26 protein-coding genes and 2 pseudogenes are annotated in these 23,231 nt (G+C 72.9%); 13 read left to right on the top strand and 15 right to left on the bottom strand.

Features of this window, described 5'->3' with window-relative positions; genetic code table 11:
* Nucleotides 1-9: 9 nt before the first annotated feature.
* Nucleotides 10-459 (top strand): annotated as a pseudogene (locus HHL19_RS09775) (tyrosine-type recombinase/integrase); the annotation flags it as partial.
* Nucleotides 460-474: 15 nt separating this feature from the next.
* Complete coding sequence (locus HHL19_RS09770) at nt 475-771, top strand: ribosomal protein L7/L12 (protein WP_169087777.1); 297 nt, start codon at nt 475-477, stop codon at nt 769-771.
* Between the two features lie 83 nt (nt 772-854).
* On the opposite strand, the gene HHL19_RS09765 is transcribed toward HHL19_RS09770, so the two are convergent.
* Nucleotides 855-1,613 carry a phosphoglyceromutase gene (locus HHL19_RS09765; protein ID WP_043226197.1) on the bottom strand — a complete coding sequence of 253 codons (759 nt, stop codon included), beginning with the start codon at nt 1,611-1,613 and terminating at the stop codon, nt 855-857.
* Between the two features lie 125 nt (nt 1,614-1,738).
* On the opposite strand from HHL19_RS09765, the gene HHL19_RS09760 reads away from it, so the two are divergent.
* Entirely contained in the window at nt 1,739-3,049 is a 1,311-nt protein-coding gene (locus tag HHL19_RS09760; RefSeq protein ID WP_169087775.1) for an MFS transporter, read from the top strand.
* Here HHL19_RS09760 and HHL19_RS09755 read toward each other — a convergent pair.
* Both HHL19_RS09755 and mshA read right to left on the bottom strand, forming a co-directional pair.
* Nucleotides 2,967-3,602, bottom strand: coding sequence for a YbjN domain-containing protein (locus HHL19_RS09755; protein ID WP_169087773.1), 636 nt, complete (start codon nt 3,600-3,602; stop codon nt 2,967-2,969). The two genes, HHL19_RS09760 and HHL19_RS09755, sit on opposite strands and share 83 nt — an antisense overlap.
* The gene (gene mshA / locus HHL19_RS09750; protein WP_169087771.1) at nt 3,595-4,965 is read right to left on the bottom strand and encodes a D-inositol-3-phosphate glycosyltransferase; all 1,371 of its coding nucleotides are present in this window, start codon (nt 4,963-4,965) and stop codon (nt 3,595-3,597) included. Before mshA ends, HHL19_RS09755 begins: the two co-directional genes overlap by 8 nt.
* A gap of 272 nt (nt 4,966-5,237) precedes the next feature.
* Here mshA and HHL19_RS09745 point away from each other — a divergent pair, with 272 nt between their 5' ends.
* From HHL19_RS09745 to HHL19_RS09735, 3 genes are all read left to right on the top strand, one after another.
* On the top strand, nt 5,238-6,038 hold the full coding sequence (locus HHL19_RS09745; protein ID WP_169087769.1) for a class I SAM-dependent methyltransferase: 801 nt from the start codon (nt 5,238-5,240) through the stop codon (nt 6,036-6,038).
* 228 nt (nt 6,039-6,266) lie between these two features.
* Nucleotides 6,267-7,325, top strand: a complete 1,059-nt coding sequence (locus HHL19_RS09740; protein ID WP_169087767.1) for a C40 family peptidase — start codon at nt 6,267-6,269, stop codon at nt 7,323-7,325.
* 268 nt (nt 7,326-7,593) lie between these two features.
* Nucleotides 7,594-8,988 carry a fused response regulator/phosphatase gene (locus HHL19_RS09735; RefSeq protein ID WP_169087766.1) on the top strand — a complete coding sequence of 465 codons (1,395 nt, stop codon included), beginning with the start codon at nt 7,594-7,596 and terminating at the stop codon, nt 8,986-8,988.
* 50 nt (nt 8,989-9,038) lie between these two features.
* On the opposite strand, the gene HHL19_RS09730 is transcribed toward HHL19_RS09735, so the two are convergent.
* From HHL19_RS09730 to HHL19_RS09720, 3 genes are all read right to left on the bottom strand, one after another.
* On the bottom strand, nt 9,039-9,389 hold the full coding sequence (locus HHL19_RS09730) for a DUF2516 family protein (RefSeq protein ID WP_169088926.1): 351 nt from the start codon (nt 9,387-9,389) through the stop codon (nt 9,039-9,041).
* A gap of 97 nt (nt 9,390-9,486) precedes the next feature.
* Nucleotides 9,487-10,089, bottom strand: a complete 603-nt coding sequence (locus HHL19_RS09725) for a hypothetical protein (protein WP_169087764.1) — start codon at nt 10,087-10,089, stop codon at nt 9,487-9,489.
* A gap of 41 nt (nt 10,090-10,130) precedes the next feature.
* Nucleotides 10,131-10,505 carry a helix-turn-helix transcriptional regulator gene (locus tag HHL19_RS09720; RefSeq protein ID WP_169087762.1) on the bottom strand — a complete coding sequence of 125 codons (375 nt, stop codon included), beginning with the start codon at nt 10,503-10,505 and terminating at the stop codon, nt 10,131-10,133.
* An 87-nt stretch (nt 10,506-10,592) separates the two neighbouring features.
* On the opposite strand from HHL19_RS09720, the gene HHL19_RS09715 reads away from it, so the two are divergent.
* The 4 genes and pseudogenes from HHL19_RS09715 to HHL19_RS09700 form a co-directional block, all read left to right on the top strand.
* Nucleotides 10,593-11,012, top strand: coding sequence for a helix-turn-helix transcriptional regulator (locus tag HHL19_RS09715; RefSeq protein ID WP_169088924.1), 420 nt, complete (start codon nt 10,593-10,595; stop codon nt 11,010-11,012).
* A gap of 10 nt (nt 11,013-11,022) precedes the next feature.
* On the top strand, nt 11,023-11,436 hold the full coding sequence (locus tag HHL19_RS09710) for a VOC family protein (RefSeq protein ID WP_169087760.1): 414 nt from the start codon (nt 11,023-11,025) through the stop codon (nt 11,434-11,436).
* Between the two features lie 68 nt (nt 11,437-11,504).
* Nucleotides 11,505-11,990 carry a MarR family winged helix-turn-helix transcriptional regulator gene (locus HHL19_RS09705; protein ID WP_169087758.1) on the top strand — a complete coding sequence of 162 codons (486 nt, stop codon included), beginning with the start codon at nt 11,505-11,507 and terminating at the stop codon, nt 11,988-11,990.
* Between the two features lie 6 nt (nt 11,991-11,996).
* A pseudogene (locus HHL19_RS09700) lies at nt 11,997-13,142 on the top strand (MFS transporter); the annotation flags it as partial.
* 7 nt (nt 13,143-13,149) lie between these two features.
* Here the strand turns inward: HHL19_RS09700 and HHL19_RS09695 are convergent.
* Nucleotides 13,150-13,929 carry a TetR/AcrR family transcriptional regulator gene (locus HHL19_RS09695; protein WP_169087756.1) on the bottom strand — a complete coding sequence of 260 codons (780 nt, stop codon included), beginning with the start codon at nt 13,927-13,929 and terminating at the stop codon, nt 13,150-13,152.
* Nucleotides 13,930-14,045: 116 nt separating this feature from the next.
* On the opposite strand from HHL19_RS09695, the gene HHL19_RS09690 reads away from it, so the two are divergent.
* Complete coding sequence (locus tag HHL19_RS09690; RefSeq protein WP_169087755.1) at nt 14,046-15,002, top strand: ATP-binding cassette domain-containing protein; 957 nt, start codon at nt 14,046-14,048, stop codon at nt 15,000-15,002.
* Entirely contained in the window at nt 14,995-15,807 is an 813-nt protein-coding gene (locus HHL19_RS09685) for an ABC transporter permease (protein WP_169087753.1), read from the top strand. The genes HHL19_RS09690 and HHL19_RS09685 overlap by 8 nt, the downstream gene beginning before the upstream one ends.
* A 10-nt stretch (nt 15,808-15,817) precedes the next feature.
* Here the strand turns inward: HHL19_RS09685 and HHL19_RS09680 are convergent, their stop codons facing one another.
* A complete protein-coding gene (locus HHL19_RS09680) occupies nt 15,818-17,062 on the bottom strand; it encodes a GNAT family N-acetyltransferase (protein WP_169087751.1) in 1,245 nt (414 codons plus the stop codon).
* 52 nt (nt 17,063-17,114) lie between these two features.
* Nucleotides 17,115-17,741, bottom strand: a complete 627-nt coding sequence (locus tag HHL19_RS09675) for an ABC transporter substrate-binding protein (protein ID WP_206324728.1) — start codon at nt 17,739-17,741, stop codon at nt 17,115-17,117.
* Between the two features lie 127 nt (nt 17,742-17,868).
* Here HHL19_RS09675 and dtd point away from each other — a divergent pair, with 127 nt between their 5' ends.
* Nucleotides 17,869-18,294, top strand: a complete 426-nt coding sequence (gene dtd, locus HHL19_RS09670) for a D-aminoacyl-tRNA deacylase (protein WP_169087749.1) — start codon at nt 17,869-17,871, stop codon at nt 18,292-18,294.
* A 10-nt stretch (nt 18,295-18,304) separates the two neighbouring features.
* Here the strand turns inward: dtd and HHL19_RS09665 are convergent, their stop codons facing one another.
* From HHL19_RS09665 to HHL19_RS09640, 6 genes are all read right to left on the bottom strand, one after another.
* Nucleotides 18,305-19,270, bottom strand: coding sequence for a folate-binding protein YgfZ (locus tag HHL19_RS09665; protein ID WP_169087747.1), 966 nt, complete (start codon nt 19,268-19,270; stop codon nt 18,305-18,307).
* Nucleotides 19,271-19,279: 9 nt separating this feature from the next.
* A complete protein-coding gene (locus tag HHL19_RS09660) occupies nt 19,280-19,717 on the bottom strand; it encodes a Fur family transcriptional regulator (RefSeq protein WP_169087745.1) in 438 nt (145 codons plus the stop codon).
* 50 nt (nt 19,718-19,767) lie between these two features.
* Nucleotides 19,768-20,340, bottom strand: coding sequence for an FABP family protein (locus HHL19_RS09655; protein ID WP_169087743.1), 573 nt, complete (start codon nt 20,338-20,340; stop codon nt 19,768-19,770).
* Nucleotides 20,341-20,592: 252 nt separating this feature from the next.
* Nucleotides 20,593-21,468 carry a hypothetical protein gene (locus HHL19_RS09650; RefSeq protein ID WP_169087741.1) on the bottom strand — a complete coding sequence of 292 codons (876 nt, stop codon included), beginning with the start codon at nt 21,466-21,468 and terminating at the stop codon, nt 20,593-20,595.
* The gene (locus HHL19_RS09645) at nt 21,465-22,301 is read right to left on the bottom strand and encodes a hypothetical protein (RefSeq protein WP_206324727.1); all 837 of its coding nucleotides are present in this window, start codon (nt 22,299-22,301) and stop codon (nt 21,465-21,467) included. The genes HHL19_RS09650 and HHL19_RS09645 overlap by 4 nt, the downstream gene beginning before the upstream one ends.
* 17 nt (nt 22,302-22,318) lie before the next feature.
* On the bottom strand, nt 22,319-23,092 hold the full coding sequence (locus HHL19_RS09640) for a hypothetical protein (RefSeq protein WP_346768270.1): 774 nt from the start codon (nt 23,090-23,092) through the stop codon (nt 22,319-22,321).
* Nucleotides 23,093-23,231 lie beyond the last annotated feature (139 nt).

Below are 23,231 nucleotides of genomic sequence, written 5' to 3'. Positions count from 1 at the left end.
GGTCGCCAAGTGCCCGAGCCCGTCGCCGATGCGCCCCGCGCGCACCTGGCGAAGTTCCCACCCGTCGACATCACACCGCCGTGGATATCCCAGCGCGGGCAGCACGTGACCAAGCAGCTGATCTTCACCGCTCCCCTGGGCAACCGCGTCTGGCGGAGCATGTTCCACACCGACCAGTGGAAACCCGCCCTCGCCGCGGCCGGCGTCATCCCGGAGCGGGAGAAGGGGCAGCAGAGCTATGCCTCCGCACGTGAGCACGGGATGCACGCGCTTCGGCACCTCTACGCCTCGGTGCTCCTGAACGCCGGAGAGAACGTCAAGGCCCTGGCGGAGTACCTGGGACACTCCGACCCCGGTCTGACGCTGCGGGTGTACGCCCACCTCATGCCGAGCAGCCGGGAGCGCACCCGAAAAGCCGTGGCTGCCGTCTTCGAGGGTGCCTACGCTCCTGGTCGCTGAGGAAGGGAGAGCGAGATGACCGACGACGAGTCCGCCGAGTACTACACGCTGCTCTGCGACGACCCGTCCCACGAGGTGGTACTCGTCGACTGCGGGCTGCGCCAAACGGACGTGATCCTGGCGCTGCGCAAGCTGACCGGACTGAGCTTGTGGCACAGCCGGGTCCTGGCTCGGCAAGCCCCCGTCATCGTCCTCGAAGGGCTGGGCGACTACGAGGCCCAGTCCGCCGTTTCGGTGCTCCGGAGCGCCGGCGCGGAAGCGGAGTGGCGACAGGAGCCGGAGGCCGGAGAGCGCACGGCCCCAACCCCCTGACGGCCCACACACGGCCCCAGCCCACGAAGAAGCCCCCTCCTAGCGGAGAAACCGCAGGTAGGGGGCTCTTTCGTGGGTAAGGGTTACTTCTTGCCCTGGTTCTTGACGGCCTCGATGGCGGCCGCGGCGGCCTCCGGGTCGAGGTAGGTGCCGCCGGGGTTGAGGGGCTTGAAGTTCTCGTCGAGCTCGTACGAGAGGGGGATGCCGGTGGGGATGTTGAGGCCCGCGATGTCGGCGTCGGAGATGCCGTCGAGGTGCTTCACCAGGGCGCGGAGGCTGTTGCCGTGGGCGGCGACCAGGACGGTGCGGCCGGCGAGGAGGTCCGGGACGATGCCGTCGTACCAGTACGGGAGCATGCGCTCGACGACGTCCTTGAGGCACTCGGTCTGCGGGCGCAGCTCCGGCGGGATGGTCGCGTAGCGGGCGTCGCCGGCCTGGGAGTACTCGTTGTCGTCGGCGAGCGGCGGCGGCGGGGTGTCGTACGAGCGGCGCCAGAGCATGAACTGCTCCTCGCCGAACTCGGCCAGGGTCTGGGCCTTGTCCTTGCCCTGGAGGGCGCCGTAGTGACGCTCGTTCAGGCGCCAGGAGCGGTGCACCGGGATCCAGTGGCGGTCCGCGGACTCGAGCGCGAGCTGCGCGGTGCGGATGGCGCGCTTCTGGAGGGAGGTGTGCAGCACGTCGGGGAGCAGGCCGGCGTCCTTGAGCAGCTCGCCGCCGCGCGTCGCCTCCTTCTCGCCCTTCGCGGTGAGGTTCACGTCCACCCATCCGGTGAACAGATTCTTCTCGTTCCACTCGCTCTCGCCGTGGCGGAGGAGGATCAGCTTGTACGGTGCGTCGGCCATGCGTACGAGCCTAATGGACCGCTGACGATTGACGCGCGTCGTCAATTCGCTGGCGTCCGCCAGCCGAGATGCGTAAGTTTCGAGAGCTGTTGGAGGGTCTTACAGCACGCGGGGGAGCACCTCATATGTCCATCGATTCGCTCAGACGGTCGGCCCATGCCACCGTCTCCGGTCTGCCGCAGGGCTTCTGGTGGCTCTGGCTGTCGACCCTGGTCAACAGGACCGGGGCCTTCGTCCTGACCTTCCTCTCCCTCTACCTGACCGAAGAGCTGGGCCACTCCGCCTGGTTCGCCGGTCTCGTCGTCGCCCTCCACGGCCTCGGCGGCGTCGCCGGCTCCCCGCTCGGCGGCATGCTGACCGACCGCTGGGGCCGCCGCCCCACCATGATCACCATGCATCTCGCGGGCGCCTCCTGCGCCGCCGCGCTCGCCTTCGTCACCAGCGCCTGGGGCGTGGCCGCCGTCGTGCTGCTCATGGGCGTCGCCATGCAGGCCGTCCGCCCCTCCATCAACGCGACGATCGCCGACATGGTCCCCGCCGACGACGTGCGCCGCGCCTACGCCCTCAACTACTGGGCCCTCAACCTCGGCTTCGCCGTCGCCTCGATCGCGGGCGGCGCCGCCGCCTTCCTCGGCTACCGCACCCTCTTCCTCGTCGACGCCGTCGCCACCACCCTCTGCGCCGTGATCGTCTTCCTGCGGCTGCCGGAGACCCGGCCCGAGCGGGCCGCGGAGAAGGCCGCCGGGCAGAGCGGGGCGGCGGAGAAGGTGTCGATGCTCGACGTGCTGCGCGACGCGCCCTTCCGGACCCTCGTGCTGCTCAACCTGCTGGTCTGCCTCGTCTTCACCGCGCCCTGGATCGGCCTGCCGCTGACCATGGCCGGGCAGGGCCTGCCCCCGTCCTCGTACGGTCTGGTCATCGCCGTCAACGGCATCGTGATCGTCGCCTTCCAGCTGCTGGTCAACAAGGTGACCGAGCGGCGCTCGCCGGTCGCCCTGCTCACCGTCTCCTCGCTGCTCTTCGCCGTCGGCACCGGCGCCACCGCGCTGGCCGGCTCGTCCGTCGCCTTCGCCGCCACCGTCGTCGTGTGGACGGTCGGCGAGATGGTGCACGTGCCGACGAACGCCGCCGCCACCGCCCGGCTCGCCCCGGAGCACGCCCGCGGCCGCTACCAGGGCGTGATGGGCATGTCGTGGGCGGTCGCCGGTTTCGTCGCGCCGATCCTCGCCGGCGCGATCGTCGGCGGGCCCGGCTCGGACGTCCTGTGGGCCGGCACCTTCGGCGTCGGTCTCCTCGCCGCCGTCGGGTACACGCTGCGGCTGCGGAAGGCGCTGGCCGAGCAGGAGCCCGCTGTCAGTCCTGTTCCGGCGAAGACGGAGCCGGGGACGGGGGCGGAGCCGGGGACGAAGGAGCCGGCTCCCGCGTCAGGTTCCTGAACGCGTCGAGGTTCCGCGTCGACTCTCCCCGGGAGACCCGCCAGGCGTACTCCCGGCGGATGGCCGACGCGAAGCCGAGTTCGAGCAGCGTGTTGAAGTCGCCGTCCGCCGTCTCCAGGACCGAGCCGAGCAGCCGGTCCAGCTCCTCCGGCGTGACGGCGGCCAGCGGCAGCTTGCCGGCGAGGTAGATGTCGCCGAGCGGGTCGATCGCGTACCCCACTCCGTACAGCCTGAGGTTCCGTTCGAGGAGCCAGCGGTGGACGCCGGCCTCGTTCTCGTCCGGGTGGCGGACGACGAAGGCGTTGAGGGAGAGGGAGTGGCGGCCCAGGCGCAGCGACAGCGTGGTGAACAGCTTGCGGGTGCCGGGGAGTTTGACCACGTACGAGCCGGGCGCGGGGCTCTCCCACTCCAGCTCCGCCTCGGTGAGGGTGTCCTCGACGATCCGCCGGGCCTCGGTCTGCCGGGCCTCGGTCTGCCGTGGGGCCTGAGCGGCCCGTGCGTCCTGAGCGGCCCGTGCGTCCTGAGCGACCGGTGTGTCCTGCGCGTCAGCCATGGTGGGAGCGTACGCGACGGTGGTGCGTGCGCTGGCGGTGGTCGTGCATGGCGGCCGTGTACACGTCGGCGGTGCCCGACGCGGCCGTGTCCCAGCCGAAGGACTCGGCGTGCCGCGCCGCCGCCTCGCCCATCCGGACCGTGAGACCCGGGTCGGCGGCGAAACGGTCCAGCACGCGCGCGTACTCCGCCGGGTCGTGGCCCGGCACCAGGAAGCCGGTCCGCTCGTCCCGTACGGCGACGGGCAGGCCGCCCACCGCCGCCGCGACGACCGGGGTGCCGGCCGCCTGCGCCTCGATCGCGACCAGCCCGAAGGACTCGCTGTACGAGGGCATGACGAGGACCGACGCGGCCCGGAACCAGTCCGCGAGCCGCTCCTGGCCCACCGGCGGGTGGAAGCGGACGAGGTCGGCGATGCCGAGGCGGGCGGCGAGCTTCTGGAGCTGCTCCGGCTTGGCGAGGCCGCTGCCGCTGGGGCCGCCGACGACCGGCACCACCATGCGGGAGCGCAGCGAGGGGTCCCGGTCCACCATCAGGGCGGCGGCGCGCAGCAGGATGTCCGGGGCCTTGAGGGGCTGGATCCGGCCGGCGAAGACCGGCACGAAGGCGTCCGCCGGCAGCCCGAGGCGGGCGCGGGCGGCGGCGCGGCCGTCGGCGGGCCGGAAGCGGTCGAGGTTGACCCCGGGGTGGACGACCGCGATCTTGCCGGGGTCCGCCTCGTAGAAGCGGGCCAGCTCGTCGGCCTCCTCGGTGGTGTTGGCGATCAGCCGGTCGGCGGCGGCGACGATCTGGGTCTCGCCGATGACCCGCGCGGCCGGCTCGGGGGTGTCGCCCTCGGCGAGCGCCGCGTTCTTGACCTTGGCCATGGTGTGCATGGCATGGACGAGCGGGACGCCCCACCGCTCGGCGGCGAGCCAGCCGACGTGGCCGGAAAGCCAGTAGTGCGAGTGGACCAGGTCGTAGTGGCCGGGGCGGTGGCCCGCCCACGCCTGCATCACGCCGTGCGTGAAGGCGCAGAGCTGCGCCGGCAGCTCCTCCTTGGCGAGGCCCTCGTACGGGCCGGCGTCGACGTGCCGCACCAGGACGCCGGGCGCCAGCTCGACCACCGGGGGAAGGCCGCCGGTGGTGGCCCGGGTGAAGATCTCGACCTCGATGTCGATGGCGGCGAGCCGCTTGGCGAGCTCGACGATGTAGACGTTCATGCCGCCCGCGTCGCCGGTGCCCGGCTGGTGGAGCGGGGAGGTGTGCACGGAGAGCATGGCCACCCGGCGGGGGGTGCGGGGGCGGCCCGGCAGCCGAAGCCGTGTGGCCGCTGCCGGGTGCCGGTGCCGGGTGCCGGCGAACCGGGACACGTACTGGCTCACGTCGGCGGTCCTTCCGCGAGAGGGGCCTGGCGTGCGGACATGACAGGCGGAGGGCGCGGTCCACGTCCTCCGCCCCGCACAACGCCGGAACCGCCTTCTTCATTTCCGCCCTTTCCGCCACGTCCGGCGTTTTGCCAATTCATTACCCGAAGGACGGCCGGGGTTACGCAGACGGACACGGGCGGTTACGGAGCGGGTGCCGGCGTCGGGTCCGGCGGTCGCACAGGCGGCGCCGGGGCCGCTCCCCCGGCCCCGCTCCGTATCCTCGTCCCATGGCCCCGCGCACCACCCGCCCCGTCGGCACCCCGACCCGCGGGACCACCAACCCCAACCGGCTGCGCCGCATGGACCGCTGGATCGCCGCCGTCCACGGCCCCGCCCTGCGCCGCTCCCCCGAGCCGCCGGTCGCCGTCGACCTCGGATACGGCGCCGCCCCCTGGACCGCCGTGGAGCTCCTGGCGCGGCTGCGCACCGCCGAGCCCCGCACCCTGCTGTACGGGATCGAGATCGAACCGGCCAGGGTCGAGGCCGCGAAGCCGTACGAGGAGCGGCACGAGGGCCTGCGCTTCGTGCACGGCGGCTTCGAGGTGCCGGTGCCGGGGGCGCCCGCGCTGATCCGGGCCGCGAACGTGCTGCGCCAGTACGACGAGGAGCAGGTCGCGGCGGTGTGGGAGCGGCTCTGCGGGCGGCTCGCGCCGGGCGGGCTCCTGGTCGAGGGGACCTGCGACGAGATCGGGCGCCGGCACGTGTGGGTGGCGCTCGACCGGGGCGGCCCGCGCACGGTCACCCTGGCGACCCGGCTCGGCTCGCTCGACCGCCCCTCGGACCTCGCCGAGCGCCTCCCGAAGGCGCTGATCCACCGCAACGTGCCGGGCGAACCGGTCCACGCCTTCCTGCGGGACTTCGACCGGGCCTGGGCAGCGGCGGCCCCGTACGCCTCCCTGGGCGCCCGGCAGCGCTGGATCCGCGCCGTCCGGGACCTGGCGGCGGACTGGCCGGTCACGGACGGCCCGAAGCGGTGGCGCCAGGGCGAGGTCACGGTCCGCTGGGACGCGCTGGCACCTCGCGCCTGACAGCGCGCCCCCGAAAGCACGCTCCTGACAGCACTCTCCTGAAAGCACGTTCCTGAAAACGCGCTCCTGAAAGGTCGGGGGAACGTCCACCGCTCCTCGGGCGTCACTCTGGTGGGGTACCTGTCGTTTTCCGGATTCACGTGGCACTATCGCCAGGACCACACAAGTTACTGACGGTAAATCAGAAAGCGGCCCAGGGGGGACACCCGTGCCGCGAGGGGGAAACCAGTGAACCGACGACGCCGACGTCCGTACGCCGCCGCCGCGGTCACCGTGGCCTGCGCCCTGGCCGTCCTGGCCTCCCCGGCGTTCAGCCTCCAGGCCGCCGCCGCCCCGCTGCCGCCGCCCGCGCCGAAGAAGACCCTCGAAGAGGTCCGTACGGAGATCGAGGCGCTCTACCACCAGGCGGCCGCCGCCACCGACGCGTACAACCTCGCCGAGGAGCGCACCGAGACCCAGTCCGCCGAGATCGTCCGGCTCGCCCGCATGATCGAGGGCGGCCGCGCGCGGATCGACGCCCTCAAGGCCCAGGCCGGCGCCGCCGCCCGCGCCCAGTACCGCAGCGGCGGCATCCCCCGGAGCGCCCAGCTCGCCCTCTCCGGCGACCCGCAGCTCTACCTCGACACGGCCGGCCGGCTCCGCGAGGGCGCCAAGGCCACCAGCGACCTCCTCGGCGAACTCACCCGCGCCCAGGCCGAGCTGGACACCTACGCCTCGGAGGCCGGCGACAACTGGACCAAGCTGGAGGCCGACCGCGTCCGGCAGGCCGCCGCGAAGAAGGAGATCAACGAGAAGATCGCCGCGGCGAAGAAGCTGGAGAGCGATCTCGCCGCCGAGGAGCGCGAGCGGCTGCGCCGCCTGGAGGAGCAGGCCCGGCAGCGGGCCCAGACCAAGTGGCTGGACACCGGCATCCTCGACGAACTCGGCGCCGCGTCCACCGCCGAGGGCGCGAAGGCGGTCGAGGCCGCCCTCGCGCAGGTCGGCAAGCCGTACGTGTGGGGCGCCGAGGGCCCCGACTCCTTCGACTGCTCCGGCCTCACCCAGTCCGCCTGGGCCGCCGCCGGCGAGCGCATCCCGCGCACCTCGCAGGAGCAGTGGCGGCTGCTCCCCCGCGTGCAGCCGAAGGACATGCGCCCTGGCGACCTGATCGTCTACTACAAGGACGCCAGCCACATCGGCATGTACATCGGCGACGGGAAGATGGTCCACGCGCCCCGGCCCGGCCGGAACGTGACCGTGGCCGGCGCCGGCTCGATGGAGATCCTCGGCATCGTCCGCCCGTCCTGAGGCCCCGGCCCGACGATCCTCCGCCCGGCGCGACGCCCGACCTGACACACGACCGGGCCCGAGTGACCTTTCTCATGGGTCCGGGGCCCGGCCGCGCCCGATCGGAGCGCAACTACCTCCCCATCCGCGGCATATGCCAAGGAAGAGCCCGGCACCCGCGGAGTGATCGCCATTCCGTCGGGCGCCGCACTGCCGCTATGGTCCCGGACGGGCGGGCCGCCACCCGGCGCCCGGCGCACCCTCGGGGGAGGGAAGGAAACCCGGACCGATGCCCGTATCCGTACCGCGCCAGAGAATCGTCTCTGCTGCGGGGCCATGCGACACCGCCGCCATGGACGCCACCGCCGCGACCGACGCGGCGACCGGCACAGACACAGGAGCCGGCACAGGCACAGGCACAGGAACCAGCACAGGGACGACCACCGGCTCCGGCATCGGAGCCGGAGCCGGAGCCGACCGCGACCGCGACCGCACCGACCTCACCCTCCTGGTCGTCGAGGACGACCCGGCGGGCGCCCTCGCCGTACCCGAGCTGCTCGACGCCGCCGGCGCCGCGGGCACCCGGATCCGCATCCGTACCGCCCGCAACCTCACCGAGGCCGAGCGGCTCCTCACCGACGACGTCCACTGCGTCCTCGTCGACCTCTCGCTGCCCGTGCCCCGGGGCGCGGCCGACGAGGACCCGCTCGCCCCGCTGCGCCACATCCTGCGCCTCGCGCCCCGGCACGCCGTCCTGGCCCTCGCCCCCTCCGCCGACGCGGGGCTCGCCGCCGAGGCGGTACGCGTCGGGGCCCAGGACCACCTCTTCCGCGAGGAGCTCGACGGCCGGCTCCTGAGCCGCGCCATCCGGTACGCCGTCGAGCGCAAGCGCAACGACGCCGCCAAGGTGAAGCTCGCCGAGTCCCGGCTGCGCGCCCAGGAGAACGCCCGCCTGGAGCGCGGCCTGCTGCCCACCCCGCTCCTGGAGGGCTCCGACCTCCGCTTCGCCGCCAGCTACCGGCCCGGCCGCTCCCGGGCGCTGCTCGGCGGCGACTTCTACGACGTCGTCCGCACCCCGGACGGCACCGTGCACGCCATGATCGGCGACGTCTGCGGCCACGGCCCCGACGAGGCCGCCCTCGGCGTCGAACTGCGGATCGCCTGGCGCGCCCTGACCTTCGCCGGGCTCTGCGGCGACGACCTGCTCTCCACCCTCCAGCAGGTCCTGGAGCACGAGCGCGAGAGCGAGGAGATCTTCGCGACCCTCTGCACGGTCGACATCGCGCCCGACGGCCGCCGCGCCGGGCTCTGCCTGGCCGGCCACCCGGCGCCGCTGGTCGCCCAGCGGGACGGGACGGCGCGCCTGCTGCCGTACGAGGACGGGGGCCCGGCCCTGGGTCTGCTGCCGCGCGCCCGCTGGCCGCGCCGCCAGGTCGAGCTGGGCGGGGCGTGGAGCCTGCTGCTGTACACCGACGGCCTGATCGAGGGCCGGACCGCGGGCCCCGGCTCGCCGCGGCTCGGGCAGGAGGGCATGGTCGACATGATCAACCGGCAGCTGACCGGGGGCCTGCGCGGCGAGGCGCTCCTGGAGGCGGCGATGGCGGAGGCCCGCACGCTCAACGGCGGCGAGCTGACCGACGACGTGGCCCTGCTGGCCCTGGAACGCGGCGGGGCCCGGGGGTAGCTCCCCCGGGCCTCGCGCCCGACACCGTGACGCCCCTGGAACGGCGGCCGCTACCGGCCGCCGTTGTAGGGGCCGTACGGGCCGTCGCTGCTGGAACCGCCGCGCCGGCCCCCGCCGCCTCCGCCGCCCATGACCTGCTTGAGGGCCGGACGGACGTCGACCATGAAGACGATGGCGGCGATCAGGCCCGCGATGAGCAGGAAGAGGAAATGGGGGAGGAAGAGGTTCAGGGCGAGGTTGACCCCGAGGAGGATCAGCCAGAACCTCTTCGTCTGCTTGTCCGCGGCCCGGTACGCGTCCTCCCTGACCATCGCCGCGATGACGAACGAGGCGATGGCGAAGCCGGTGAAGACCAGGAACATCAGCAGGTTGAGGGTGTTGTCGAACCGGTCCATCAGCATGCTGAACACCGCCTAGGGGGTCATGGGGTACGTACGCGCCTCGCGGTCAAGGTACCCGTTCCAACGCTCCGGACCCCAGGAATGGTGCCCGGATCCGCTATTCGGCCGCCACGTCCGCCACGTCCGCCTTGTCGGCGGCAGCCTTCTTGGCGGGGGTCTTGCGGGCGGCGGCCTTGCGGGCGGCCGCGGGCTTGGGCGCGGGCTCGGCCACCGGCTCGGGCTCCGCGACAGGCGCCTCTGCGACGGGCGTCTCCGCCTCCGCCTCCGGCTCGACCACGACCGTGATCTCCGTGACCGGCTCGGCCGTCTCGCCGCGCCAGGCGCGGACGGTCTCCTCGCCCTGGGCGGCGACCTCCTCGTACTTCTCGCGCGCCTTCACCGCGTACTCGGCGGCCACGCCGACGCCCCGCAGGGCGAGGTCCTGCGCCGTCTCGCCCAGCTTCTTGAGGTCGGTCTTCTTGAGGTCGGTGTCGAGACGGCCGACGGCCCCGACGACCTCGGCGACCGTGGCCTGCACCTTCTCCTGGACCTTCTCCTGCACGGCCTTCGGGTCGGTCTTCCGCACGGCCTCGATCCGGCCGGGCGCCTCGGCGGCGAGCTGCTCGATCAGGGCGGGCACCTTGCGGGCCTGGCGGACGGCGAGGTCGGCGGTGCCGGCGGCGAAGTAGAGGGGGGTACGCAGTTCGTCGATGATGGCCATGCTGATGGTCCTCCCGGTGGGGCGTACAAGCGTGTGGCGTACTAGCCGGTGGCTTCGGACTCCGCCGCGTTCTCCTTGCGGAAGGAGTCGTAGATCTGGAGCAGCACCTGCTTCTGCCGCTCGCTGATCGAGGGATCGGCGAGGATGACGGCCCGCGTCTCCAGCTCCTCGCGGTCCTTCTCGTCGAGGATCCCGGCCCGCACGTAGAGCGTCTCGGCCGAGATCCGCAGCGCCTTGGCGACCTGCTGGAGCACCTCGGCGCTGGGTTTGCGCAGTCCGCGCTCGATCTGGCTCAGGTACGGGTTCGACACCCCGGCGGCCTCGGCGAGCTGCCGCAGCGAGAGCTGCGCGGTGCGCCGCTGCTCGCGCAGGTAGTCGCCGAGGCTGCCGAGGTTGCCGACGTTGAGCGATGCCATGGTCCGTACCCTGCCACCGCTTGCTAACTATTGCAAGCACTCTGCTTGCAACAGTGTTCCCGGTACGGTGAGGACGTGGCGACCCGCATCCCCCTCGACGACCTCCGGCGCCTGCGCAGGGCGCGGGACCGGATGGACCGGGAGTACGCGCTGCCCCTGGACGTGGCGGCGCTCGCGCAGACGGCGCTGATGTCGGCCGGGCACTTCGCGCGGAGCTTCCGGGCCGCCTTCGGGGAGACCCCGTACAGCTATCTCATGACCCGGCGGATCGAGCGGGCCAAGGCGCTGCTGCGGCGCGGGGACCTGTCGGTGACGGACGTCTGCATGGAGGTCGGGTGCACGTCACTCGGCTCCTTCAGCTCGCGCTTCACCCAGTTGGTCGGAGAGACGCCGAGCGCGTACCGGGCCCGTGCGCACGGCGGCGACGCCGCCCTGCCCGCCTGCGTCGCCAAGGTGGCCTCGCGACCGGTCAGGAACGGAGAAGCGCCGCTCGACAGCGCTCCCTAGCGTGGAGGGCATGGACATCAACCTCTCCCAGACCTTCATCACCGTCGACGACCACGAGAAGGCGCTCGGCTTCTACCGCGACGCGCTCGGCCTGGAGGTCCGCAAGGACGTCGGCTTCCAGGACATGCGCTGGGTGACCGTGGGCTCGCCCGCGCAGCCCGACGTGTCGGTCGTCCTCGAATCGCCGCTCGCCGACCCGAGCGCCTCCGAGACCGACCGCCAGGCGGTCGTCGACCTCATGCGCAAGGGGCTGCTGCGCGCGGCGATCTTCGGTACGGACGACTGCGACGCGGCCTTCGAGCGGATCGCCGCCTCGGGCGCCGAGGTCCTCCGCGAGCCGGTGGACCAGCCGTACGGCGTCCGCGAGTGCGCCTTCCTCGACCCGGCGGGCAACCAGATCGTCTTCCAGCAGCCGCTCGCCTGAAGCCCCCGGGATCCGATCCTCCGGTTTCCGATAATCCGCGACGGACCGACCTCCCCTATCCTGGCGCCATGACCGCCTTGACGCCCCGCCGCAGCGAGCCCGACCTCTCCTACCTCCTCGACCACACGAGCCACGTCCTGCGGACGCGCATGGCGGCGGAGCTGGCGGAGATCGGGCTCACGGCGCGGATGCACTGCGTCCTCGTCCACGCCCTGGAGGAGGAGCGGACCCAGGCGCAGCTCGCCGAGATCGGCGACATGGACAAGACGACGATGGTCGTCACCGTCGACGCCCTGGAGAAGGCCGGGCTCGCCGAGCGGCGCCCGTCGAGCACGGACCGGCGGGCGCGGATCATCGCCGTCACCGAGGCGGGCGCGCGGCTCGCCGCGGAGAGCCGGCGGATCGTGGACGGCGTGCACGCGGGCGCCCTCGACTCGCTGCCGGAGGGCGAGCGGGAGGTGCTGGTCCGCGCGCTGGGCCGGCTGGCCGAGGGGCACCTGAAGACGCCCGTCGAGGCGCCGGCGACCGCCCGCCGGGCCCGCCAGAAGAACTGACCCCCCACCCCCACCGTCCTGATCGCCGCCCGCTTCCTCCAGGGCGCCGGCAGCGCGATGTCCTCCGCGGTCAGCCTCGGCATCCTCGTCACGCTCTTCACCGAGCCGCGCGAACGGGCCCGCGCCATCGCCGTGTTCAGCTTCACCGGCGCCGCCGGAGCCTCCCTCGGCCAGGTCCTCGGCGGACTCCTCACCGACGCCCTCTCCTGGAACTGGATCTTCTTCGTCAACCTGCCGATCGGCGCCGCCGCGATCGCCCTCGCCGCCCGCGCCCTCCCCGCCGACCGGGGACTCGGCCTGCGGGCCGGCGCCGACGCGCTCGGCGCCTTCCTGGTCACCGCGGGCCTGATGACCGGCATCTACGCGGTCGTACGCATCGAGGAGTACGGCGCCGGCTCGGCCCACACCCTCGGCCTCGGGGCGCTCGCCCTCGCCCTGCTCGCCGGCTTCCTGGTCCGCCAGCGCACCGCCGCCACCCCGCTGATGCCGCTGCGGATCCTCCGCTCCCGGGCCGTCGCCGGCGCCAACCTCGTCCAGCTGCTCATGGTCGCCGCCCTGTTCTCCTTCCAGGTCCTGGTCGCCCTCTACCTCCAGAAGACCCAGGGGTACGGCGCCACCGCCACCGGCCTCGCGATGCTGCCCGCCGCCCTGGCCATCGGCGCCGTCTCGCTCGGCGCGGCCGCCCGGCTCATCACCCGCTTCGGCGAGCGCGCCGTCCTGCTCACCGGCCTCACCCTGCTGACCGGCGTCCTCGGCCTGCTCACCCGGCTCCCGGCGCACGCCTCGTACGCCGTCGACCTGCTCCCCGTGATGCTGCTCGCCGCCGGCTTCGGCCTGGCCCTGCCCGCGCTCACGGCGCTCGGGATGTCCGGCGCCGACGAGGCCGACGCGGGCCTCGCCTCCGGCCTCTTCCACACCACGCAGCAGATCGGCATGGCGCTCGGCGTCGCCGTCCTCACCACCCTGGCCGCCGCCCGCACCGAGGCGCTCGACGCGGCGGGCCGGAGCACCGCCGAGGCCCTGACCGGCGGCTACCGCCTCGCCTTCGCGGTCGGTACGGGCCTCCTGGTCGCCGCCCTCGCGATCGCCGCGGCCGTGCTGCGCACCACCCAGGCGGAGGCCCCGAAGTCCGAGGTGGCCATCGCCGCCTGACGGCGATTCAGGAAGCGCGGCCCTCCACGAGGGCCGTGACGCCGTCCAGGATCCGGGCAAGGCCGAAGCGGAACTCGCCGTCGGGGGCGTCGGGCCGGTCCAGGACCCCCGACTCGACCAGCCGTGCCACCCGCGGGAACGCCTCCGGGTCGACGAGCCGGCGCAGGGTGCGGCTGTACTGGACCATCGCCTCCTCCGGCGCGTACCCGGACGCCTCCACGGCCTCGGCCAGCTCCGCCATCATCAGCGCGTCGTTCTTCACGAAACCGGCCACGAGCAGCGTCACCGAGATCTTGGCGCCCTCGTCGAGGCCGGTCCCGTCCAGCGCGAGCAGCGCCTTCTCCCACCAGGCCACCGCGTGCGGCGTCGCGGGCGGGCCGGAGACCGGGACCCGCAGCAGCCACAGGTTGCGCAGATAGACCTCGCGCATCCCCCAGGCCCAGCGTTCGAGCCGCTCCCGCCAGGGGGCGTCCGGGCCGAACAGCTCGGGCGGGGCGCCCGTCGCCGCCTCCTGCATGAGGACGTACAGCTCCTGCTTGGCGGAGACGTACCGGTAGAGGGACATCGTGGAGACGCCCAGCTCCTTGGCGACCCGCCCCATCGAGACGGCGGCGAGCCCCTCCGCCGAGGCGAGGTCCACGGCCGCGGCGACGATCCGGTCCTGGCTGAGTCCGGGCTTCGGCCCCTTGGTGGGGCGCTCGCGCAGCCCCCAGGCAGCCTCCACGGACGGCAGCAGATACGTACCGCCGCTCTCCCCGGACCCCTTCCGGCCCTCGTCACCCGCCATCCGCGCCGCCTCCTCGCCTCGCTCGCTTGACGCCCATCCTAGTAATGCGTAACCCTTACACAGTAACGCGTAAGGCATACGCAGTACGCCGACGAGCGCAGCAGAAGGGGACACCCATGCCTCCCGCCACCGGAACTCCCGCCATCGAGACCGCCGGCCTCACCAAGACCTACGGCACCGTCCGCGTCCTCGACTCCCTCGACCTCCGCGTCGAGACCGGCACCGTCTTCGCCCTCCTCGGACCCAACGGCGCCGGCAAGACCACCACCGTCCGCCTCCTCACCACCCTCGCCACCCCCGACGCCGGGCACGCGCGCGTGGCCGGCCACGACGTCGTCGCCGAGCGGCGCGCCGTCCGCCGCGCCATCAGCCTCACCGGCCAGTACGCCGCCGTCGACGAGACCCTCACCGGCGCCGAGAACCTCCGCCTCACCGCCCGGCTCTCCGGCCTCTCCCGCAAGGCCGCCGCCCGCCGCGCCGACGAGCTCCTCGAACGCTTCCGGCTCACCGACGCCCGCGACCGGCAGACGAAGACGTACTCCGGAGGCATGCGCCGCCGCCTCGACCTCGCCGCCGGCCTCGTCCGCGACCCCGGCACCACCCGGGTCGTCTTCCTCGACGAGCCCACCACCGGCCTCGACCCCCGCAGCCGCAACGAACTCTGGGACGCCGTCCGCGAGTTGTCGACCCACGGCACCACCGTCTTCCTCACCACCCAGTACCTGGAGGAGGCCGACCGGCTCGCCCACCGCGTCGCCGTCCTCGGCGGCGGCCGCACCCTCGCCGAAGGCACCCCCGAGGAACTCAAGCGGCGGTACGCCGGCCACCGCCTCGACCTCGTCGCCCGCGACCGGGACGCCTACCTCCGGCTCACCCCGCACGCCACCGCCCACACCCCGGAGAGCCTCACCGTCGGCGTCCCCACCGACGGCAGCGCCGCCCACGTCCGCGCCCTGCTCGACGCACTCGACCCGGACCGCACCGACATCGAGCGCTTCACCCTGCACAGCGCGACCCTCGACGACGTCTTCCTCACCCTCACCAGCGCCACGAAGGAGCCGAGCCGTGTCTGACGCGACAGCGACAGCAACCACGACCGCGACCACGACCACGACCACGACCGCGAGCCCGCTCGCCACCGCCACCGCCCTCGTCGGACGCGGCATCCTCCTCAGCCGGCGCAACCTCGACGCCGTCGTCACCGCCCTGGTCATGCCGGTGATGCTGATGCTGGTCTTCGTCTACTTCTTCGGCGGCGCCATCGACACCGGCCACACCCGCTACGTCACCTACGTCGTCCCCGGCGTCATCGTCCTGTGCGCCGGCTTCGGCGCCGCCGCCACCGCCGTCTCCGTCAGCGAGGACATGCGGCGCGGCACCGTCGACCGCCTCCGCACCCTCGACGTCGGCGCCGTCCCCTTCCTCACCGGCCACGTCGTCGCCGCCGTCGCCCGCAACCTCCTGGCCACCGCGCTCGTCCTCGGCGTCGCCTTCCTCATCGGCTTCCGGCCCGACGCCACCCCCGGCGGATGGCTCGCCGCCACCGGCCTGCTGCTCGCCTACATCACCGCCGTGTCCTGGCTGTCCGCCGCCGTCGGCCTCGTCACCAGAACCCCCGAGGCGGCCAACACGGTCACCTTCCTCATGATGTTCCTGCCCTACCCGAGCAGCGCCTTCGTGCCCATCGACACCATGCCCGGCTGGCTGCACGGCTTCGCCGAGCACCAGCCCGTCACCCCGCTCATCGAGTCGATGCGCGGCCTGCTCCTCGACCAGCCGGTCGGCGGCGCGCCGTGGACCGCGCTCGCCTGGTGCGGCGGCCTCCTCGCCCTGGCCGTCGCCGCCTCCGGCGCGCTCTTCCGCCTCCGTACGCGCTGACGGAACGGCGTCAGAAGATGTCCGGCGAGAACGGCCGCAGCGGGGTGCGGAACAGCAGTTCCGCCCTGGCCGCCGCGCCCGGCACCGCCTCCTCGATCCGGCCCAGCAGGGCCAGCCGGACCGGCGACTCGTCGCCGAGGACCAGCCGGGCCAGCTCGGCCACGTCGAGCACGAGATCGGCCGAGGCGGTGGTGGGGGCGCACGACGCGCCCTTCGGCGAGGCGTCCAGTCGATAGCGGCCGCCCGCGAAACCGTCCCCGTCCCGCACGTCGAGGACCAGACCGTCCGTCACCGGGTACGTCCGCTCCTCCAGGACCCGCACCACGTCGAGGACCCGCAGCCACACCATGTCCGTGTGGGACACCGTCCGGGCGGCCCGCGGATCCGGCAGCAGCAGCGGCAGCGGGTCGTCCGGCGGACGGTGGCCCGACCGCACGGTCGCCACCCAGTCCACCGAGCAGACGTACCGCCACAGCGCGTGCTCGGCGGCCGGCGTCGCCGCGATCAGGTCCCGCACGGTCAGCGTGTTCTCCGGCTGCTTGCCGTCGCCCCACTTGTCGTCGCAGCGGTACGACACGTATCCCTCGGGCTCCCCGGCAGCCGAGCGGTAGACCGCGTAGTACGGCTCCGTCCACGGCTCCAGATGTTGCCCGCCGCCGGTGCCCACGTCCCAGTTGCGCGCCGTGCGGCCGGTGACACCGGCCCGGAGACCGGCGAGCCGCCGGTGCAGCCCGGGGCCGATCCGGCGGATCTCCGCCCCGTCGGCGAGATCGATCCGGCCACCGCCCTCCGGGCGTCCGCTGCGCCGCGGATCGAGACCCGCCCGGCGCAGGTCCACGCTCCACTCGGTCGACCAGCTCGCCGGGCCGAAGCCGTACCGGCCGTAGATCGGGTACTCGGCGGCGATCAGCGTCGCGACCGCGTCGCCCCGCTCCCGGGCCGCCGCCAGGTCCCGCGCCATCAGCCGGCTCAGCAGCCCGCGCCGCTTGTGCGTCGGCGCCACCGTCACCTGCGTGACCGCGTCCGCGACGAGCGTGCCGCCGCCGACGGTGCTGAGCTCCTGCCGGAAGGAACGGAAGGTGGCGACCACCCGGCCGCCGTCCACGGCGGCCAGCGTCCGGTCGAGGTCGACATGGGCCAGCCGGTCGGCGACCACCTCGTCGGACACGACCGGCTCGTTCAGGAAACCCGTCCGCAACGCCCTTATCCAGTCGGGGAATTCGGACTCGGTCACCGCGCGCAGTTCGACAGCCATCCCCCGACCCTACGCACGACCGCCCGTTCCGCCACGGGATTTTCTCGCGCCCTCAGGCCAGCAAGTCGTCGACCTGCGCCTCGCCCTCCCGGTAGCGGCGGGCGATCTCCGCCCCGCAGTCGTCGGCGGTCCGCTGGAGCGACTGCCGGCGCTGCGAGATCTGCTGCTCGTACCCGGCGAGCCGCCCCATCGCGGTGTGCAGCTCCTCGTCCGTGCGGGCCGTCAGGTCCGACAGCTCGACCTCCGACAGCATCTCGGCCGCGAGCCGCCGGTACTCCTCCCCGCGCGGCGTCGAGAGCGTCACGTGCCGGGCCGAGGACCGGTGCCGCGACGGCAGGTCCGCGAGGATCTCGGAGAGCCGGTCGAGCACCGGCGCCTCCGGATCGGTCCGGCGCGCCAGCTCCGCCCGCAGGATGTCGATCCGGCCCTGCAGCATCCGGCGCACGTAGCTGAGATCGGCCTCGTCGCTCTGCGCGTCCCGGCGCAGCGCCCGCAGCTCGGCGAGGCGCAGCCCGCCGAGCTCGTGCCCCGGCCGGCCGGACGGCGCCGGCTCACCGGTCCGCTGCACGGGCGGCCGCACGACCGGACCGCCGGGCGCCGGGCCGCCGGGCACCGGGCCCGCGGAGCGGATCAGCGGTACGGGGCCGGACGGCGTCGGCCCCGTGCTGGATGCACTCATGAGAATCGTCCCCTCGACCGGTGCGCAGCCGCACCGCCTCCTGGCATGGTGCCACTCCCGCACGCGCGCGTGCAGGCGCTCTGCACCCGTTCGGCCCCCAGAAATCCCCGATCGGTAGGTTGGGGCCATGCGAGCTGTGGTGCAGAGGGTCGACGGCGCGAAGGTCGTCGTCGCAGGGGAGACGGTCGGCGAGATCACCGGCGAGGGGCTGTGCGTCCTGGTGGGGGTCACCCACGACGACACCCCCGAGAAGGCCGCCCAATTGGCGAGAAAGCTCTGGTCCGTCCGGGTACTGGAGGACGAGAAGTCCTGCTCCGACGTGGCGGCGCCGCTCCTGGTGATCTCCCAGTTCACGCTCTACGGCGACGCCCGCAAGGGCCGCCGCCCCACCTGGAACGCCGCCGCCCCCGGCCCCGTCGCCGAACCCCTCGTCGACGAGGTCGTCGCCCAGCTGCGGAAGCTGGGCGCGCACGTGGAGACGGGCCGCTTCGGAGCCGACATGCGCGTCAGCCTCACGAACCACGGCCCGTTCACGGTCATCGTCGAAGTCTGACGACTGACGCCTACGGCTCGACGACGGTCTCCTGCGCGGCGGCCGTCGTCCCCGCCACCAGCGGCGCGTCCACCGGCACGTTCCGCTTCACCAGGGCCAGCGCGATCGGCCCCAGCTCGTGGTGGCGGACGGCCGTCGTCACGAAGCCGAGCTGGCGCCCGTCCGGCCCGTCGGCCGCGAGCCGCAACGGCGTACCGTGCCCCGGCAGGCTCACCTCGCTGCCGTCCAGATGGAGGAAGACCAGGCGGCGCGGCGGCTTCCCCAGGTTCTGCACCCGGGCGACCGTCTCCTGCCCCCGGTAACAGCCCTTCTGCAGGTGCACGGCCGTGCCGATGAGCCCGACCTCGTGCGGGATGGTCCGGTGGTCGGTCTCGAAGCCGAGCCGCGGCCGGTGCCCCTCCACGCGCAGCGCCTCGTACGCGAGGACACCGGCGGCCGGCCCGTGCGCGGCGGCGAAGGCCTCCAGCTCCCCGCGCGGCAGGAAGAGATCGCGCCCGTACGCCGTCTCCCGTACGACCACGCCCTCCGGCGCGTCCGCGGTCGACCCGGCCGGCAGGTGCACGACGGCGAACCCGTCCGTCCGGTCGGCGACCTCCACCCGGTAGAAGAACTTCATCGACTCCAGGTAGGCGACCAGCTCGCCCTGCGTCCCCGGCTCGACGTGCGCCCACACCGTCTCGCCGTCGTCGACGAGGGAGAGGGCGTGCTCGATGTGCCCGTTGGCGGAGAGGATCAGCGCCTCCGTGGCCTGGCCGGCCGGAAGGTCGCTGACGTGCTGGGTGAGCAGCAGATGCAGCCAGCTCAGCCGGTCGTCGCCGGTGACGGTGACGACCCCCCGGTGCGAGAGGTCGACGAAACCCGCCCCGTCGGCGAGGGAGCGCTGCTCACGGAACAGGTCGCCGTAGTGCGCGGCGACGCCTTCGTCACGGCCTTCGGCGGGAACGGCGCCGGGCAGGGACAGCAAAGGGCTCTTCATGAGAAAAGCCTACGACTCCGCGGCGGAAGCCTTCCGCGCGCAGTCCGCACACAGCCCGAAGATCGCGAAGTGCTTCATGTCGGTCTCGAACCCGAAGGTCTCGCGCAACTTCCCGGTGAACTCGGCGGCCACCTCGACATCCGCCTCGATCACACCCGAACAGTCCCGGCACACGAGATGCAGATGATGGTGCCGGTCCGCGAGGTGATAGGTCGGAGCCCCGTGCCCCAGATGCGCGTGGCTGACCAGCCCGAGCTCCTCCAGGAGATCCAGGGTCCGGTACACGGTGGAGATGTTCACCCCGGAGGCGGTCTTCCGCACCTCGACGAGGATGTCGTCCGGCGTGGCGTGCTCCAGCACGTCCACCGCCTCCAGGACAAGCTGCCGCTGCGGCGTCAGCCGGTAGCCGCGCTGCCGCAGGTCGCTCTTCCAGTCGGTGCTCACCACGCCCCCCAGTGTAGGAGGGCGCGGCGGGCCACCGGGGGTCCCGCGGGGGCCTACTTGAAGAAGGCGATGCCGTCGTCGGGCATGTCGGGGAGGTTGCGCGCCATCTCGGCGACCTCCTCGGGGGTGACGACCTTCTTCAGGTGGGCGGACATGTAGGGGCGGAGCGGGACCTCGGGGGTCGCCTTCTCGCCGACCCACATGAGGTCGCTCTTCACGTAGCCGTAGAGGCGCTTGCCACCGCTGTACGGGCCGGAGGCGGCGGTGCGGGCCACCGCGTCGGTCGCCAGGTCGATCTGCGGCTTCTGGTCGGCGAGCTCGCCGTACCAGATCTCTACGACGCCGTCGTCGCGGACCATCACGACCTCGACCTTGCGGTCCTTGTCGATCCGCCAGAAGCCGCTCTCGCTCTCCAGCGGGCGGACCTTGTTGCCCTCGGCGTCGAGGACCCAGGAGTGCGAGTGGTACTCCAGGAAGTCCCGGCCGTCGTGGCTGAAGGTCACGGACTGGCCGAAGTTGCACTTCTCGGCGCCGGGGAAGTCGGACACGCCGGCGCCCTCCCAGGTCCCGAGGAGGAACGCGAGCGGGACGAGGTCCGGGTTGAGGTCGGACGGGATCTGGATCATGAGCGACTCAGACGATCTGTGAAGGGGGCCGGTGAGAGGGGAGGGACCGAAGGGTCAGCGCTGACCCTGGTACAGCTTCTTCACGGCCAGCCCGGTGAAGGCGAGCACGCCGACGGCGACCAGGACCAGCAGGGTCTCGAAGAAAACGATCACGGGGTGCTCCTCGGCTGAGCGGTGAAGGCGGAACGGACCGGACCCCAGCTTAGTGGGCGGGGGCCCGGCCTACGCGGTGAGGTGGGTCTCTGCGGGCCGTCAGCCGAGCAGCTGCGCCTGGAGCGTGACCGTCTGGTGGAACGGCACGGTGAGCGTGCCGCCCTTACGGGTCTGCGTGACCACCCCGACGGTGTCACCGGCCTGGATGAGGGTCCACCGGGTCTGCGTGGGGCCGTACGGCTCCTTCTCCTTGTACGAGTAGAAGGAGACGTCCGGCACGTCGATGCCCTGGTGGAACGTGTCGAGCTCCGCCGCCTCCACCCCGACGGGCAGCCGCTCGCCCCGGAAGAACCCGCCGACGATCTCGTCCTTGTACGCCTCCGAGAACGCCACCGACGAGAACCGCAGCAGGTGGATCCGGGTCGTCGAACCGTCCGGCATGGTCCAGCCGCGCGCGGCGACGTGCCGGAGCGCCGAGTCGGTGACGAACGCCTTCAGCTCGGGCCGGTCCTCCGGCTTCAGCTCGGCCAAGTAGGCGTCGAGCCCGACCCAGCCGCCGGTCAGCTTCCGGTCGACCGTCGCGCCGGCCGGCGCGGGCAGCAGCAGTTTCCGCAGGTCGGCGTGGTGGACCTCGGCCTCGTTGCCGTCGCTGAAGGGGCGCGGGGCGCCGGCGGGCAGCGCGGGAAGCGCGAGCTTCGGGTACTCCCAGCGGCCGTCGGACTCGGTCGCGAGGCCCGGCACGTCGGTCCGCTCCATGGCGGTGATGCCCATGGCCGCGCCGGCCCCGACGCCTCCGCAGACGAGCAGCGCGGCGGTCCACCGGACGATGCCCCGGAGCAGCGGACGCCGGGACTTCTTCGGGGCGGGGGCGGACGCGGCTGCTACGGACGCGGCCTCGGTGGGGACCTCGGGCGCGGCCTCGGTCGGGGGCGTCGGCGCCTCGGGGCGGGTCTCGGTCCGGATCTGCTCGGTCATACGTACTCCCCCGGGGATGCGATGTGGTCCAGCTGCTGCGCCATCAGCTTCGCCACGCGCGCCTTGTCGAACGGCTTGACGCCCGCCGCCGTCATGGTGACGGAGACCTCGGAGTCGTACCCGAGGCAGATCATCTCCTCCAGCGCCAGCTCCCGCTCCTCCTTGTCGAGCGAGTCGTCCGCCGGCGCCATGTAGCAGACGGCGTTCTTGTGGCCCTTCACCTGCGGCCCCTTCGGGAACTTCAGGAAGTCGAGGACCTCCTTGCGGAGCCGGTAGCTGTTCTTGATCCGCTTCTTGTCCTTGACCTGCTCGACCCTGAAGTTGACGATCACGCCGTGCGCCGGGTCGGCGAAGGAGCGGACGCCGATGCCCTGGATGCCGAGCTTGTCGACCTCCTTCTCGAAGGCGCGGCGCTTCTTCCCGGACAGGCCCTTGCCGGCCTGCTTCACCAGCGCCACGGCCTCGGCGGCGCCGAGCTCGCCGTCGTTCCCGTACAGCCCCATGTCGGGGCCGAAGACGTACCCCTCCGGCAGCGGCAGCAGCAGCCGGCTCAGCGCGGTGTCCGTCCGGCCGCGGAACGGCCCGGCGGCCGGGTCCTTGGTCTGCGCGCCCTTCGCGGGGTGCTCCCACAGCCGGGTCGGCGCCGTGCGGTCGGCGGAGTCGATCGTGAGGGCGGTGTACGTGACGCCTCCGCCGATCAGGCCGAGGACGACCACGGAGGGCAGCACGACGCGCAGCAGCACCCGCCCGACGCCTCGCTTCCGGGCCTTCGGGGCCGGCGCCCCGGCCTCCGCCACCGTCGCCGGGGCGTCCTGCGTCACGGGTTCGGTCATGTCGTTCCGGTCCTCACTCACAGGCGCGCCAGCTGTCGCTCGGCCAGCGAACGGATGTCCTTCTCGGCGATCTTCTTCGTGTCGGACATGAAGATCTCCACCGCGATGTCGCCGCGGTAGAAGTAGGCGCGCGCCTCGTAGCAGTCGAGGTAGCCGGCCTTCCGCTCGACGGGGAAGACGTAGTAGCGGCCGTTGGTCGAGCCCTTGAGCTCCTCGCCCTCGCTCTCGGCGTACTCCTCGTCGGGCATGTAGCTCTGCTGGTCCTCGATGTGGTCCTGCGCGCCGAGGCCCGCGCCGGAGCGGTACTGGACGAGCCGGACCTCGACGTAGCGGTGCTCGCCGGTCTTCCAGTACCGGGCGGCGATCCGCCGCTGCTCCAGCTCCAGCTGGTAGCTGAAGGCCTTGGCGGGCTTGGTGAAGGCGGAGGCGAACACCTCCGGCGACATCCAGCCGTCGTCGTCCCCGGCGAACTCGTCGTCCTTCGCCCCGGCGGGCTTCGGCACAAGCAGCTTCCGCAGGTCGCCCTGGGCCTTGGCCTGGCGGTCCTCCGAGGCGGGCAGCGGCTTCGCCTTCTGCCCCTTCGGGAGCGGCTTCGGGTAGGCGAGCGCCGGCTGGTTCAGCGGCGGGAGCGCGGTCGGCTCGCGCTCGGCCTGAATGCCGTAGCCGACGGCGGTGCCGCCGACGAGGCCGATGACGGCGGCGACGGCGATCAGCGCGAGCGTACGGCCGACCCGGCGGCGGCGCGGAGCCGACCGGGCGGGATGTTCCGCGCCGGGTTCCGGCGCAGGCACCGGGGTGTTCTGAGCGGGTTCGACCGCTTCCGTGGCTTCCAAGACAGTCCCCCCACGAGACTAGAAGGGCGGATTCCGTTATCCGCGCATCCACCTGACCCGTGGGGTGCGCATGAAGTTGCACTGCATCGCATTACAG

The sequence above is a fragment of the Streptomyces sp. R302 genome (genome assembly GCF_012927245.1).
GTDB lineage: Bacteria > Actinomycetota > Actinomycetes > Streptomycetales > Streptomycetaceae > Streptomyces.
This window is presented reverse-complemented; position numbering and strand designations above follow the sequence as displayed.

Excerpts from the sequence above, each read along its gene's own strand:
- HHL19_RS09770 (WP_169087777.1), top strand. The coding sequence starts at position 475 with ATGACCGACGACGAGTCCGCCGAGTACTACACGCTGCTCTGCGACGAC.
- HHL19_RS09765 (WP_043226197.1), bottom strand. The coding sequence starts at position 1,613 with ATGGCCGACGCACCGTACAAGCTGATCCTCCTCCGCCACGGCGAGAGC.
- HHL19_RS09760 (WP_169087775.1), top strand. The coding sequence starts at position 1,739 with ATGTCCATCGATTCGCTCAGACGGTCGGCCCATGCCACCGTCTCCGGT.
- HHL19_RS09755 (WP_169087773.1), bottom strand. The coding sequence starts at position 3,602 with ATGGCTGACGCGCAGGACACACCGGTCGCTCAGGACGCACGGGCCGCT.
- HHL19_RS09745 (WP_169087769.1), top strand. The coding sequence starts at position 5,238 with ATGGCCCCGCGCACCACCCGCCCCGTCGGCACCCCGACCCGCGGGACC.
- HHL19_RS09735 (WP_169087766.1), top strand. The coding sequence starts at position 7,594 with ATGCCCGTATCCGTACCGCGCCAGAGAATCGTCTCTGCTGCGGGGCCA.
- HHL19_RS09730 (WP_169088926.1), bottom strand. The coding sequence starts at position 9,389 with ATGCTGATGGACCGGTTCGACAACACCCTCAACCTGCTGATGTTCCTG.
- HHL19_RS09725 (WP_169087764.1), bottom strand. The coding sequence starts at position 10,089 with ATGGCCATCATCGACGAACTGCGTACCCCCCTCTACTTCGCCGCCGGC.
- HHL19_RS09720 (WP_169087762.1), bottom strand. The coding sequence starts at position 10,505 with ATGGCATCGCTCAACGTCGGCAACCTCGGCAGCCTCGGCGACTACCTG.
- HHL19_RS09710 (WP_169087760.1), top strand. The coding sequence starts at position 11,023 with ATGGACATCAACCTCTCCCAGACCTTCATCACCGTCGACGACCACGAG.
- HHL19_RS09705 (WP_169087758.1), top strand. The coding sequence starts at position 11,505 with ATGACCGCCTTGACGCCCCGCCGCAGCGAGCCCGACCTCTCCTACCTC.
- HHL19_RS09695 (WP_169087756.1), bottom strand. The coding sequence starts at position 13,929 with ATGGCGGGTGACGAGGGCCGGAAGGGGTCCGGGGAGAGCGGCGGTACG.
- HHL19_RS09690 (WP_169087755.1), top strand. The coding sequence starts at position 14,046 with ATGCCTCCCGCCACCGGAACTCCCGCCATCGAGACCGCCGGCCTCACC.
- HHL19_RS09680 (WP_169087751.1), bottom strand. The coding sequence starts at position 17,062 with ATGGCTGTCGAACTGCGCGCGGTGACCGAGTCCGAATTCCCCGACTGG.
- HHL19_RS09675 (WP_206324728.1), bottom strand. The coding sequence starts at position 17,741 with ATGAGTGCATCCAGCACGGGGCCGACGCCGTCCGGCCCCGTACCGCTG.
- dtd (WP_169087749.1), top strand. The coding sequence starts at position 17,869 with ATGCGAGCTGTGGTGCAGAGGGTCGACGGCGCGAAGGTCGTCGTCGCA.
- HHL19_RS09665 (WP_169087747.1), bottom strand. The coding sequence starts at position 19,270 with ATGAAGAGCCCTTTGCTGTCCCTGCCCGGCGCCGTTCCCGCCGAAGGC.
- HHL19_RS09655 (WP_169087743.1), bottom strand. The coding sequence starts at position 20,340 with ATGATCCAGATCCCGTCCGACCTCAACCCGGACCTCGTCCCGCTCGCG.
- HHL19_RS09650 (WP_169087741.1), bottom strand. The coding sequence starts at position 21,468 with ATGACCGAGCAGATCCGGACCGAGACCCGCCCCGAGGCGCCGACGCCC.
- HHL19_RS09645 (WP_206324727.1), bottom strand. The coding sequence starts at position 22,301 with ATGACCGAACCCGTGACGCAGGACGCCCCGGCGACGGTGGCGGAGGCC.